Genomic DNA, 13,100 nt, shown 5'->3' on the forward strand with positions numbered 1-13,100 from the left:
GATTTCTTGGCAAACTGCCACGCAACGTTGTGAAACCTTAATCAGGCCCGCCCTATGACCCGCATCTTGACCATCGAAGACGACGCTGTGACTGCCCGGGAAATCGTCGCCGAATTGAGCAGCCACGGCCTCGACGTGGATTGGGTCGACAACGGCCGCGAAGGTCTTGCGCGCGCGGCCAGTGGCAACTACGACCTGATCACCCTGGACCGCATGTTGCCCGAGTTCGATGGTCTGGCGATCGTCACCACGCTGCGGACCATGGGCGTGGTCACGCCGATCCTGATGATCAGCGCCCTCTCCGACGTCGATGAGCGTGTGCGCGGCTTGCGCGCTGGCGGTGACGATTACCTGACCAAACCGTTCGCCACCGATGAAATGGCCGCCCGGGTCGAAGTCCTGCTGCGTCGGCAGAACACCGTGACTGCCCAGGCCACCACGTTGCGGGTGGCGGATCTGGAGCTGAACCTGATCAGTCATGAAGCCAGTCGCGACGGTCAGCTGCTGACGCTGTTGCCCACCGAGTACAAATTGCTGGAATTCCTGATGCGCAACACCGGGCAGATTCTGTCGCGGATGATGATTTTCGAAGAGGTCTGGGGTTACCACTTCGACCCCGGCACCAATCTGATCGACGTGCACATCGGCCGGCTGCGCAAGAAAATCGACCCGCCAGGCAATGTCCCACTGATTCGAACCGTGCGAGGCTCGGGTTATGTCATTGCCGAACCCCTCTAACGGCTGGCGCTCTTCCAGCAGCCGTTTGCTGGCGCTCTACAGTTCGCTGTTCGTGATCTGGAGCGGGATCCTCATGGGGGTCATGTACTACGATGTTTCCGCTTATCTGGACAACCTGGCCAAACACTCGCTGATGCAACGTCAGCACTTGTTTTCACGCTTCTCGGGCGAACAACTGGCAGACGCCCTCGCCGTCAGCATGACCTTCGACATTCGCGGCATCGACGCCTATGGCCTGTTCGATGACCAGCATCGCTACCTCGGCGGCGCGCTGCGCCATATTCCCCAAAGCCTGCCGCTGGACGGCAAGATCCACATGCTCAGCGACTGCGCCGATTACGACGACCCGACCCTGCCCACCGACAGCTGCGACGCGGTGGCGACCCCGACCAAGGACGGACGCTGGCTGGTGCTGGTGCGGGACAACGGTTCGTTGTTCGCCGTGACCCGGATCATCCTGCATGCGTTGTTCTGGGGCGTGACGTTGACGATCCTTCCGGGCATCGCCGGTTGGCACTTGTTGCGCCGCCGGCCACTGCGGCGCATACGCGCAATTCAGGCCAGCGCCGAGGCCATCGTCGCCGGCGACCTGACCCGGCGACTGCCACTGTCCAATCGCCGCGATGAGCTGGACATGCTCGCCGCCATCGTCAACGCCATGCTCGAACGTATCGAGCGCTTGATGAACGAGGTCAAGGGCGTCTGCGACAACATCGCCCACGACCTGCGCACGCCCCTGACCCGCCTGCGGGCGCAGCTGTACCGGATTCAGCAGCAGGCTGACGACGGTTCGACGCTGGCCGTGCAACTGGATTCAGTGCTCGGCGAGGCGGATACCTTGATGGCGCGTTTTCGAGGGCTGCTGCGGATTTCCGAGCTGGAAGATCGCCAGCGCCGCTCGGGTTTTGTGCAGCTGGACCCGGTGCCGTTGCTGCAAGAGCTGCATGACTTTTACCTGCCCTTGGCAGAGGAAGGCAAACTGGTTTTTCAACTGCAATTGCCGGAGTCGTTGCCTGCGTTGAACGGTGATCGAGCGCTGTTGTTTGAGGCGGTGGCGAATTTGCTGAGCAACTCGATCAAATTTTCGCCGCCGGGTGGCGAGGTGATTTTGCGGGGGGTCAATGACGGGGGGCATACGCGGATCGAAGTGCTCGATTCGGGGCCTGGTATTGCGGTGGCAGAGCGGGAGGCGGTGTTTCAACGCTTCTATCGTGCAGAGGGAAATCATCAGAAAAGCGGGTTTGGGTTGGGGCTGTCGATCGTTGCGGCGATTGTGAGCTTGCATGGGTTTACGTTAGAGGTGGATGCCAGTGAACTCGGCGGTGCGCGGTTAGTGCTGGATTGTCGGCAGGGTTTGATCTCACAGACCTGACTCAATCGCTGTAACAAGAAGATCCAATGTGGGAGCGAGCCTGCTCGCGAAGGCTGCCTCCCAGTCAACATTGATGTTGTCTGACACGACGCTTTCGCGAGCAGGCTCGCTCCCACAGGGGAGTTGTGGTGTTATCAGGCCGGGTAGTTAGCCCGAAGGGCTTCAAGACCGCCCTGATAAATACCAGTGAACAGCGCCACCACTTCTTCGTCAGTCACACCTTTAGCGGTAAATCGCCCCGACCACGTCACCCGAGCCCCCTGTCCCTGCGCTTCAACCCTGATAGTCGCCAGATAGTCGGTGGCCGGAAACGGCGCCTGCAAAATCGAATAACTGTAAGTCTTCCCAGCGTTATCAAACGCCTCAAGCCGCTCAACCACTACCGCCCCGTCCGCCGTTTGCAGGCTTCGCACCCGCCCGCCTTCACTCAGTTCGCTTTTCGGAATAAACGGCAGCCAGTCCGGCAGCGTGTCGAAGCCGCCGATCAATTGCCAAACCTGGTCGGCGGTCGCCGGGATGTCGATGAATGCTGATGCAGTAGCCATGTAATGTTCTCTCTCACTCAATAAGGTTCAGATTGCCATGCTGTCGACAACACCGCCGTCGACCCGCAGAGCCGCGCCGGTAGTGGCCGAAGACAGCGGCGAGGCGATGTAGGCCACCAGGTTGGCGACTTCCTCGACATCCGCCACACGCTGGATGATCGAGGTCGGCCGCGCCTTGCGCACGAACGCATCGGCCTCTTCCCGGACACTGCGCCCCGAGTCGGCGGTGGCGTCTTTGAGCATCTGCTCCAGGCCATCGGTCAACGTCGGCCCTGGCAGGATCGCGTTGACCGTCACGCCAGTGCCCGCCAGCCGTTTGGCCAGACCGTGGGACACCGCGAGGTTGGCGCTTTTGGTCACGCCGTAATTGAGCATGTCCGCCGGGATGGCGATCCCGGATTCCGAGGACAGGAAAATCACCCGACCCCAGCCCTGCTTGACCATATCCGGCACGTAATGCCGTGACAGGCGCACGCCGGAGATCACGTTGACTTCATAGAAGCGCGTCCACTCGCTGTCCGGTGTGTCGAAGAAATCCACCTCGTTGAAGATCCCGAGGTTGTTCACCAGGATGTCCGCCCGTGGTTCGGCAGCGAATAACTGTTCGGCGCCTTCAGCGGTGCCGAGGTCTGCGGTCAGGCCACGCAACTTCGCGTCCGGCACGCTCTGGCGAATGCTCGCCAGCGCGTGTTCGACCTTGGCCGTCTCGCGGCCGATCACCACCACTGTGGCGCCGGACTCGGCCAGTGCCTTGCTGATGCCCAGACCAATGCCAGCGGTGCTGCCACTGACAATGGCGAGTTTTCCAGTCAGATCGATCTTCATGCTCAACCTCCAATGATCGGCAATGGCGCACGTTCGGACACCAGTTTCGCGTCGCGCATCGCCTGCCAGAAAGCAGCGGGAATGACAGCGGACATCGCGGCAACGTCTTCAGCGATCCGTTCCGGACGGCTGGAACCCGGAATAACCGCCGCCACGGCCGGGTTAGCCAACGAGAACTGCAACGCAGCCGCTTTGATGTCAACACCAGGAGCGGCAGCGATGCGCTTGATCTCTCGACTTTATTGATAATCGCCGGGCTGGCCTTCTGGTACTCGAAGTGTGCGCCGCCCGCCAGAATGCCCGAACTGTAAGGCCCACCGACCACGATCTCGACGTTCTGCGCCAACGCTGCGTCCATCAGACGTTGCAAGGCACGATCGTGGTCGAGAAGTGTGTAGCGACCCGCCAGCAGAAAACCGTCGGGCTGGGCTTCAGTCAGATCAAGGGTCAATTCGCAAGGTTCAACCTTGTTCACGCCCAGGCCCCAGCCTTTGATCACGCCTTCTTCACGCAAGCGAGTCGTACGCCGTGTGGGATGCCTGGATACCGGCAGGCCACGCTCCGGCCCGCGCCTGCGGCGAAGCAAAACTGGCTGACCCAGCGTTATTGGTGGAGATCATCGTGTGTGCGGCAAGGGGCTGAGTGTTCGGCAGGCTTTGGGCTGATCACGCATCGACAGGGAACTCCTGACGACTGCCACGCATCCTAGTAGATGAGGTACTTCCTTTTTTGCTTCACGCTTTTAGAGGACACCGTCATGCGCCGTCTGATAATTATTTCTTCCCTTCTGCTGTGTTTACCCTTCGGCTCCGCTATGGCCAAAGTGGATACAGGCGATGTCGCCACGTCAGCCGGGGTTTCCGCATCGTTGTACTCGACGTTCAAGGACGACAAACTCATGATTCCTGCCCGGGATGACGCCTCCAGCTTCGTTGCCAGTGGCGGCGCGATTCGTGGGGTTTATCTGGAGTCGGTCTTGAAACAGATTCGTCAGGACAATCCGGGTCTCAACGCCAGCGACGAAGAGCTGGCTAGAGCGATTCTCGTCCAGGATGGCATTTGAAGGCTGAAAAATAGCGGTGGGGCTCGCGGCGCCCGGATAGCGTTTGCAGCCCTACCTTGCTTCAGCGCCTGATAATCGCGCCCAACCCGCCACCAATTGCGCGCTGATGCTCACGCCGCCGCACACCACAATCACTACATCATGGGCCTCGGCAATCGCCGGATGGTCCAGGTATCCAATCGCCAACGAAACACCACACGCCGGCTCGACCAACTGACGCAGGTCGTTGGCGTAACGGACCACGCCCATGATCGCCTCGTCATCGCTGAGCACCACGCACTCGTGGGGGAAGTCGAGGATGTGCTGCACCGGCCAGGCGGCTACCTGAGCAGCACCAAGCGAAGTGGCAACGGTGTCGATCCGCGGCAGTCTGACCGGATGCCCGGCAGCAACCGCGGCCGCAAAAGAAGCCGCCCCCCGAGTTTCGCAAGCGATGATCCGGCAATCCATGCGGTCATGGCGAATCAGCCCGGTGAGGATGCCCGCCAGCAAACCGCCGCCCCCTACCGACGTCACCACGGCATCGACCTGAGGACAGTCTTCGAGGATCTCATCGACTATCGTGCTGTGCCCTTCCCACAACACCGGGTGATCGAAGGCCGGCACGTATTCGGTGTCCGCGTGCTGTGAGAGTTCCTTCGCCCGTTGATTTGCGTCGTCCCAGAGCTTGCCGTGGACAATCACCTCGGCCCCGGTTTTCCTGATCCGTGCGCGGGTGGCTTGCGGTGTGGTGTGCGGCACCACAATGCAGGCTTTCAACCCCAGGCTGGCAGCAGCCACGGCGGTGGCAAACCCGGCATTGCCGCCGGAAGGACAGACGACTTTGCGTTTGCCCTGGGCCTTTGCCTGACTGCACAAAAGGCCCATGCCGCGCAATTTGAACGAGCCGCTGGGTTGCAGGTTTTCCAGTTTGAGCCAGATCCGCCGGGCCGGCGTCGACAGGCCCGGGTGCAGAATCAACGGTGTTCTAATGTGAAGCATGGTGGAATTCCTTAAGGGTGAACGGCCCTAATCCAAGCTTAGTTCACCCTGCCCCGGCGGTTACCGTCTCAGCGATAACGCGGTGCCGCCGAGGAATTGCCGAACAAACCTGAAAGCGACTGACGCTGGGCTTCGTAGGCGTCCCACTGGTCGCCTTCGTGCAGGCCCGGGATGGTCACCACTTCGCCGTTCGCCAAGCCCGTCAACGCGGCGTCGACCATGTCCTCGGCGGACATCACGATCTCTTGCGGCAGGTTTTCCACCGGGTTGCCGGCCTCACTCCAGAAGTCGGTGGCGGTAGCGCCTGGCAGCACGGCCTGGATACGAATGCCTTTGTCCGCCAGCTCGCGGTGCATGGATTGGCTCAAGCCGAGAACAAACGCCTTGGTCCCGCCATACACACCGTTGAGAATTTCCGGGGCGATGGCAACAATCGAAGAGATATTGATCACAGTGCCGGTGCCGCGAGCGACAAAGCCTGGCACCACCGCGTAAGCCAGGCGCATCAAAGCGGTCACGTTGAGGGTGATCATGTCTTCCATGTCGTCCACGGGGCTGCCGAGCAGCGGCATGACAGCGCCGACCCCGGCGTTGTTGACCAACAGGGTGATACTGGCGTCGGAGCGCAGAATTTCTTCGACCCGCAACACGTCGGCCTTGTCTTTCAAATCGGCGGCGACCACTTCCACGGCGCGGCCGGTTTCGTTACTCAGGTGGTTGGCCAGGGCGTTCAGTTTTGCCTGGCTGCGGGCGACCAGAATCAGGTCGTAACCCTGCCGGGCCAGACGGTCGGCATACACCGCGCCGATGCCTGAAGATGCGCCAGTGATCAGTGCGGTGCCTTTGGATGAGAGGGCCATGTCGATTTCCTTCACAGTGAGGCGATAAGTTCGCCGGGTGTGAACCGTTATAAATGAACTCACGCTCGTCTCAAATGACGTTTAAAATACGTTTTTAGGACATGACCTTTTGAGGACACCTCAATGACTTCCGTAGCGTTTGTAGTGTTTGAAGGGTTCCAGTCCATGGCGCTGGCGGCCATGCCGGTGTTCGAGTACGCCAACTTCAGCGCTGGCGAGACGCTCTATGAGGTGAGCGTGGTGTCCGAAGATGGCCGCCCGTTGCGCGCCTCCGGCGGTTTGAGTGTCGGCACGCAGGCCTTTGGTGAGCAGGTGTTTGACACGGTGATTGTGGTTGGCGGCGATGCGATCCTCGAGCAGGCACCCGAGGGTGTGCTGACTTACCTGCGTGCAAACGTCAAAACCGCACGACGAACGGCGTCGATCTGCTCCGGAGCATTCGTCCTGGCCCAGGCGGGGTTGCTCGACGGACGGCGGGCCACCACCCATTGGGCTTATGCACGGGAGCTGCAAGCGCGGTTTCCGTCGATCAAAGTGGAAGAAGACCGCATCTACGTCGTCGACGGTTCGATCTGGACCTCCGCCGGGATGACCGCCGGCATCGACCTGGCGCTGGCCATGGTCGAAAAGGATCACGGCGCCGCACTGGCCCGTTCCGTGGCGCAGAAACTGGTGATGTACCACCGCCGCGCAGGAGGCCAGTCGCAGCACTCGGCGCTGCTGGAACTGGAAGCGAAATCCGACCGCATTCAAACCGTCCTCGGCTATGCGCGAGAACACCTCACCGAGACGTTGTCGGTGGAACAACTGGCGGACGTCGCGCGCCTCAGCCCTCGGCAATTCAGCCGGGCCTTCCGGGCGGAAACCGGTCAATCGCCGGCCAAGGCCATCGAAAACCTGCGTCTGGAAACGGCGCGTCAGATGCTGGAGCGCGGGCGCCTGACCCTCGATCAAATTGCCGAAGAGTCCGGTTTCAGCGATTGTCGCCGCATGCGCGAAGCCTTCCTTCGAGCGTTCGGACAGCCGCCACAGGTGATTCGGCGCAATGCCCGTTCGGCGTAGGATGCCTGTTGCTGGCAGCGGCTACGCTGATCCCACATTAGACTTTCTGTAGGCGGACATGCCCGTCGGAGTCCACTAGCGTGATAACCAGCTCATAGCTGGCAAGTGTGGCATGCGGGGTCTGGAGCGGATGGTCGTGGGTCGAGGTCACCACGATCAGGCCAGCACCCGCTGCCTCGGCGGCGAGAATGCCCACGGTGGCGTCTTCAAAAATCAGGCAATCGACCGGTTCAACACCCAAGCGCTTGGCCGCCAGTCGATAGCCCGCGGGATCGGGTTTGCCGGCACTGACGTCTTCGGCAGTGACCATCACCAAAGGCTCCGCAATGCCCGCCGCGGCCATCCGGCGCAGCGCCAATGCCTTCGGCGCCGAGGTAACGATCGCCCATTGGTTGGTGGGCAGCGAGTTCAGAAAGTCTGCCGCGCCAGGCACCTCAATGATTCCCTCGACATCCTCGATTTCTGCCTCTGTGATGAACGCCGCTTCAGCCTCGGCATCCACCCCGGGCAACGCCAGTCGATTGATGGTGTCGATGGCGCGAACGCCATGGATGGTGGGCAGGAAGGTGTCGACATCGACGCCGTGGCGCAAGGCCCAGGCCGCCCAGATGCGCTCGGCAGCGGCGATGGAATTGAGGACGGTGCCATCCATATCGAACAGAAAAGCGCGGTACGGGGTGTTGAAGACGGAGTCGTGAGCAGACAAGGGGGGCTTCCTCTCGCAGGTGCCAGGCGGGTTCGCCGAGCAATGTAGCATTTGCGAGGCAGGCGCTGCCGCAGGTTCTACAGGGTACGTTTCGACCTCAAGGCACCGTCCACACAGTCCAGCAACTGCCCAATCGCCCACGGTTTTTTGATGAACGAAACCGCATGCCTGACTCCGGCGGTTTCCGGCGTTTCGAAGCCAGACATGATCATGATGGGTTTGTTCGGCCAGCGGTCGCCGAACAGATTGGCCAGGTCCGCGCCATTGAGGTTGCCCGCCATAGTGATGTCCGTGAGCAATAAGCCCACCTTTTGTGCATGCAGTTCCAGATATTCCGATGCGGCATCCGCGCTGACATGCGCTTCAACCACAAAGCCTTCTTCCTGAAGAATTTCGCAGAGAAACTCCAGGATCAGCGGGTCGTCCTCAACCACAAGAATCAACCCGTCAGGAAGGTTCTCGCCCGCCGTCGATACTGGACTCATGACTGTGCCACTCCCTGATTGCATCAATGATTTCGCGGGTGTAAATCCGCTGCTTATCAGGTATGAGCAGCGGACTCTGCGGAAAATTCATTTTTGATGCAGGCAAGCGATGAAATCAGGCGTCCTGCAAAATCAGGTCGGCGCCTTTCTCCGCCACCATCAGCACTGCGGCATGGGTATTGCCCGAGGTAACGTTGGGAAAAATCGACGCGTCGACGATACGCAGACCTTCCAGGCCGTGCACTTTCAGGCGTCTGTCGACTACCGATTTCTGCTCGTCCGCGCCCATGGCGCATGAGCCGCACAGGTGGTAGATCGAACCACTGTTTTCGCGGAAATACTGCAGCATTTGTTCATCCGTTTCGACGACCGGCCCCGGCAAAACTTCCTCAACGGTGATGCCCTTGAGCGCAGGCGCCTGCATGATTTTGCGCATCAAGCGGCTGCCCTGGATCACCTCGTCGATGTCCTTTTGCGTGCTCAGGTAATTCGGGTCGATCAGCGCCGCATCCCGCGGATTTTTCGAGGCTATCTCGATGTACCCGCGACTGGTCGGGCGGCAGGGATTGAAGCACAACAGGAAGCCTGAATAAGGTTCGGGCTTGAGGCTGGCCTTGTTGTTTTTCGGGATCTGGTACGACAGCGGATTGAAGTACAACTGCAGGTTCGGATTAGCCTGCAGTTCGTTGCCACGGAAGAACCCGCCGGCCTGATTGACGCTCATCGCCAGTGCGCCCTTGCGGGTGAACAGGTACTTCAAACCCAGTTTTAACTGACCGAACAGCGAGCTCAGTTGATCGTTGAGCGTCGGGATGTTGGCCTTGTAGTAGTAACTGGCGCACAGGTGGTCTTGCAGGTTCTGCCCCACCGCCGGCAGGTGTTTGACCAACGGGATGTTGTGTTTGACCAGCAACGCCTGATCCGCGACACCGGACAATTGCAGGATCTTCGGCGTGTCCACGGCACCGGCGCAAAGAATGACTTCCTTGTTGGCGGTAAAGGTGCGCACCACGCCGTGCTGGGTGACGGAAATCCCGGTCGCCCGACCGTTATCGAACAACACCCGGTCCACCAGCGCGTAATGCTCGACCGTCAGGTTCGGCCGGCTCAGTGCCGGATGCAGATGCGCAAAACTGCTGGAGCAACGCTGACCGTTGCGGGTGTTGACGTCATAAATGCCCGAGCCCTCAAATTTTGGGCCGTTGAAGTCGTCGCTATGGGGATAACCCAGTTCATCGCAACCCTTGAGGAACACGTCACAAATCGGATGGGTCTGCCCCTTCATTGGCGTGATGCTGATCGGGCCGCTGCCGCCGTGGTACTCGCTGTCGCCCAACGGATGGTTTTCCAGTTTGCGGAAGTACGGCAGCACCTCCTTGAAGCCCCAACCGTCGTTGCCGTTGGCCGCCCAGTCGTCGAAGTCATGGGCCTGGCCACGGACGTAGATCATCGCGTTGATCGAGCCCGATCCACCCTGCACCTTGCCCCTTGGGGCATAGATTTCGCGGTTGTTCAGCTGCTTTTGCGCCTGGCTGTAGTACATCCAGTTGAAAGTCGGGTTGTAATACATTTTGGCGAAGCCGACCGGGATCTTGAACCACAAGGAACTGTCCTTGCCGCCCGCTTCCAGCAGCAGCACCGAGTGTTTGCCCGATGCCGAGAGCCGATTGGCAAGGATGCAACCTGCGGCGCCTGCGCCAGCGATGATGTAGTCGTAAGTCATGTAAGTCGTTGTCCAAATAAACCGTCAGGCGCAAACCCTGTGGGAGCGAGCCCGCTCGCGAAAGCGCCAGCACATTCAGCATCAATGTTGTCTGAGCCGGCGCTTTCGCGAGCAGGCTCGCTCCCACAAGGGGACTGCGCCATTTTCGTCAGCCTCTGGCTGGCGATGTGTCTTTGACATCAGCCGGGGTTGGCGCCATTTGCAGGTGCAGGCGCTCGCCGGTGTACGGCGAATGCTTGCGCACCACATCCATGTTCAGCTCCACCCCCAGGCCCGGCTCGGTGGACGGGATGATGTAGCCGTCCTCCCATTGCAACGGTTTGGTCAGGACTTCGGCATGGAAACCGCCCCAGGTCATGATGCTTTCCTGGATCAGGAAGTTCGGCGTACACGTGGCCAACTGGAAACTCGCCGCTGCGCCAATCGGCCCGTTGTAGAGGTGTGGGGCGATCTGCGCGTAATAGGCTTCGGCCATGCTGGCGATTTTCTTGGCTTCCAGCAGACCGCCACAGCGGGCCACGTTCATCTGCAAAATCGACGCTCCGCCAGCCTGCAACAGCTTGAAGAACTCGTACTTGGTGGTCAGCCGTTCGCCGGTAGCAATCGGGATGCTGGTTTTGGCCGCGACTTGCGCCATGGCCTCTTCCTGACCCGGCGGCACCGGTTCTTCGAACCACAGCGGATCGTATTTCTCCAGGCGCTTGGCCAGGCGGATCGCCGAGGACGGCACCATTTGCCCGTGGGTGCCAAACAGCAAATCGCACTTGTCGCCCACCGCTTCGCGGATCTTGCGGCAGAAGGTTTCGCAACGTTCCAGCACTTCCAACGAGATCTGATGCCCGGAGTACGCGGTGTACGGCCCGGCCGGGTCAAACTTCACGGCGGTGAAGCCTTTGTTCATGTTCTCGATGGCGCATTCGGCGGCCAGGTCCGGGTCGTCGTAGTCGTACTCGCCTTTGCTGTTGACCGGGTACAGGTAGGTGTAGGACCGCAGGCGTTCATTGACCTTGCCACCCAGCAGTTCATACACCGGCTTGTTCGCTGCTTTGCCGATGATGTCCCAGCAGGCCATCTCCAGGCCGCTGACCACGCCCATCATCGTCAGGTCCGGACGCTGGGTGAAACCGCTCGAATAGGCCTGACGGAAGAAGCGTTCGATGTGGTGCGGATCGTGGTTGAGCAAGTAGCGTTCGAACACGTCTTCGATGATCGGCAGCATGGCTTTGGGGCCGAAGGTTGCGGCGTAGATTTCGCCGACGCCTTCAATGCCGCAATCGGTCTTGAGCTTGACGAACAGCCAGTACATGCCGCCGATGTGCGGTGGCGGTACGGCAACGATATGGGTTTCAAGGGCGACGATTTTCATCTCAGGCACCTGTCTGCTTCATAGATTTACGATTGATACGCGCGCGCAAGGTCAGGGCCGCGAGGGTCCCGAGCAGGCCGACGAAGGCGATGTAGCCGAAATACAGCTTGTAACCAAAGGCACCGGGGAAATGTTCGGTGAGGTAGCCGTTGATCAAGGGAATGAAAGCATCCGGCAGGTACCCGACCACCGAGACAATGCCGATGGCCAGGCCGGTGATGCGCAGCGGAATATTGCAGGTGTCGAGGATCGCCCAGTACAAGCCGCGAATGGCGTAGGTCATCAAACCGATGAAAATCACCGTGCCAATCAGCAGACCCATGCTGTTGAGTGCCGGGAACACGATCAGGCCGACCATCGCCAATGTCGCCAAAAACAGCGCCACGATCAGCACCGAAATGTTCGAGAACTTGTCACCCAGCCAGCCACCGCCGATACCGCCGATCGGGCGCATCCACAATTTGATGGTGGTGATGGTCCCGGCCATGACCGCCGTCATGCCGCCGCCTTGCAGGTAATCGGAGAAGCTGTAGGTGGCCCAGAAGATGTGATAGCCGCAGAACACGATGGCCGTTACCAGCCACAGCTCAGGAATTTTCACCAACGTAGTCAGGTCGCTGAGCAAGCTGTATTTGCCCTTCTCCACCGCCGCCGTGTCTTCCATCGACTTCGGGTCCTTGATCAGCACCAGCACACAGCCGATGGCGATACAGGTGAAGGCATACAGGTAGACCACGTGCTTGAAGCCTTCGGCGGCCGACTCGCCACGGGTTTCGGTGGCGAAGGCGAAAAGACCGAGAGCAACCGTCGCCAGCAGGGCTTCCACCAGGCCGCGACCGCCGTCGAGGATGCCGAAAAACCGGCCCTGTTCAGTGTGATGGGCAATCATCTTCACCCGCTTGAGCACCGAAGCCCAGAACGTCAGGCCAGTGGTCAGCCCCCAGCAACCGAAGATGATCATCAAACCGGTCATCGACGGCGCCGTGGAGTACCAAAGCCCCAGGGCTCCGGTGGCGACCAGCGAGAAGAAAATCAGGAACCGTGGCGCAATCCGGTCCGCCAGCCAGCCGCTCGGCAAGTAGCTGAGCAAGAAAATCGTCCCCAGCATCGAGTACAGATAACCCAGCTCGCTGTGGTTGATCTGGAACACTTCGAGCATCGTGGTCTGGTAGACCTGACGCAGGTACAGGATCGGGTAGATCGCCCCGGCGGCGAGCACCAAAAGCATCAACTGGAAGTAGCGACTTCCCTTGTCACTGTGGCTTTTTGCACCCGCGTTCGAACCCTGAACAGCGGCAACAGTGGTTGCAGGCTTGGACATCTGTGGGACCTCGGGCAGCCCGGTGGTCCGGGCGCCCCAAATAATTGTTTTTA

At 60.2% G+C, this 13,100-nt stretch carries 13 protein-coding genes and 2 pseudogenes; 5 read left to right on the plus strand and 10 right to left on the minus strand.

Features of this window, described 5'->3' with window-relative positions:
• The first annotated feature begins 54 nt into the window (after positions 1–54).
• Together ACYZTX_RS19790 and ACYZTX_RS19795 are read left to right on the plus strand one after the other, a co-directional pair.
• Positions 55–738: a response regulator transcription factor gene (locus ACYZTX_RS19790; RefSeq protein ID WP_462035509.1), complete on the plus strand. Its 684-nt coding sequence runs from the start codon at positions 55–57 to the stop codon at positions 736–738.
• Complete coding sequence (locus tag ACYZTX_RS19795) at positions 716–2,110, plus strand: sensor histidine kinase (RefSeq protein ID WP_462035510.1); 1,395 nt, start codon at positions 716–718, stop codon at positions 2,108–2,110. Before ACYZTX_RS19790 ends, ACYZTX_RS19795 begins: the two co-directional genes overlap by 23 nt.
• A 134-nt stretch (positions 2,111–2,244) precedes the next feature.
• On the opposite strand, the gene ACYZTX_RS19800 is transcribed toward ACYZTX_RS19795, so the two are convergent.
• From ACYZTX_RS19800 to ACYZTX_RS19810, 3 genes and pseudogenes are all read right to left on the minus strand, one after another.
• Positions 2,245–2,655: an SRPBCC family protein gene (locus ACYZTX_RS19800; protein ID WP_462035511.1), complete on the minus strand. Its 411-nt coding sequence runs from the start codon at positions 2,653–2,655 to the stop codon at positions 2,245–2,247.
• Positions 2,656–2,682: 27 nt separating this feature from the next.
• Positions 2,683–3,480, minus strand: coding sequence for an SDR family NAD(P)-dependent oxidoreductase (locus tag ACYZTX_RS19805; RefSeq protein ID WP_462035512.1), 798 nt, complete (start codon positions 3,478–3,480; stop codon positions 2,683–2,685).
• 2 nt (positions 3,481–3,482) lie between these two features.
• Positions 3,483–4,000 (minus strand): annotated as a pseudogene (locus ACYZTX_RS19810) (aldo/keto reductase); the annotation flags it as partial.
• A 5-nt stretch (positions 4,001–4,005) separates the two neighbouring features.
• Between ACYZTX_RS19810 and ACYZTX_RS19815 the strand changes: the two are divergent.
• Positions 4,006–4,122: pseudogene (locus tag ACYZTX_RS19815) on the plus strand (RidA family protein); the annotation flags it as partial.
• 115 nt (positions 4,123–4,237) lie between these two features.
• Positions 4,238–4,543 (plus strand): DUF2388 domain-containing protein, encoded by a 306-nt coding sequence (locus ACYZTX_RS19820; RefSeq protein WP_462035513.1) that lies wholly within the window; start codon positions 4,238–4,240, stop codon positions 4,541–4,543.
• 51 nt (positions 4,544–4,594) lie between these two features.
• On the opposite strand, the gene ACYZTX_RS19825 is transcribed toward ACYZTX_RS19820, so the two are convergent.
• Positions 4,595–5,524: a pyridoxal-phosphate dependent enzyme gene (locus ACYZTX_RS19825; protein ID WP_462035514.1), complete on the minus strand. Its 930-nt coding sequence runs from the start codon at positions 5,522–5,524 to the stop codon at positions 4,595–4,597.
• A gap of 68 nt (positions 5,525–5,592) precedes the next feature.
• Positions 5,593–6,384 carry an SDR family NAD(P)-dependent oxidoreductase gene (locus ACYZTX_RS19830; protein WP_462035515.1) on the minus strand — a complete coding sequence of 264 codons (792 nt, stop codon included), beginning with the start codon at positions 6,382–6,384 and terminating at the stop codon, positions 5,593–5,595.
• A 123-nt stretch (positions 6,385–6,507) separates the two neighbouring features.
• Here ACYZTX_RS19830 and ACYZTX_RS19835 point away from each other — a divergent pair, with 123 nt between their 5' ends.
• On the plus strand, positions 6,508–7,446 hold the full coding sequence (locus tag ACYZTX_RS19835) for a GlxA family transcriptional regulator (RefSeq protein WP_462035516.1): 939 nt from the start codon (positions 6,508–6,510) through the stop codon (positions 7,444–7,446).
• A gap of 37 nt (positions 7,447–7,483) precedes the next feature.
• Here ACYZTX_RS19835 and ACYZTX_RS19840 read toward each other — a convergent pair whose 3' ends face one another.
• The 5 genes from ACYZTX_RS19840 to ACYZTX_RS19860 all read right to left on the minus strand — a co-directional run bounded on the left by ACYZTX_RS19840 (position 7,484) and on the right by ACYZTX_RS19860 (position 13,047).
• Positions 7,484–8,152: an HAD-IA family hydrolase gene (locus tag ACYZTX_RS19840; RefSeq protein WP_462035517.1), complete on the minus strand. Its 669-nt coding sequence runs from the start codon at positions 8,150–8,152 to the stop codon at positions 7,484–7,486.
• A 77-nt stretch (positions 8,153–8,229) separates the two neighbouring features.
• On the minus strand, positions 8,230–8,637 hold the full coding sequence (locus ACYZTX_RS19845) for a response regulator (RefSeq protein ID WP_462035518.1): 408 nt from the start codon (positions 8,635–8,637) through the stop codon (positions 8,230–8,232).
• 115 nt (positions 8,638–8,752) lie between these two features.
• Positions 8,753–10,360, minus strand: coding sequence for a GMC family oxidoreductase (locus tag ACYZTX_RS19850; protein ID WP_462035519.1), 1,608 nt, complete (start codon positions 10,358–10,360; stop codon positions 8,753–8,755).
• A gap of 148 nt (positions 10,361–10,508) precedes the next feature.
• Positions 10,509–11,726 (minus strand): mandelate racemase/muconate lactonizing enzyme family protein, encoded by a 1,218-nt coding sequence (locus ACYZTX_RS19855; protein WP_046046632.1) that lies wholly within the window; start codon positions 11,724–11,726, stop codon positions 10,509–10,511.
• Between the two features lies 1 nt (position 11,727).
• Positions 11,728–13,047 (minus strand): MFS transporter, encoded by a 1,320-nt coding sequence (locus ACYZTX_RS19860; protein ID WP_462035520.1) that lies wholly within the window; start codon positions 13,045–13,047, stop codon positions 11,728–11,730.
• Positions 13,048–13,100 lie beyond the last annotated feature (53 nt).

The organism is Pseudomonas sp. MDT1-17, from assembly GCF_054898105.1.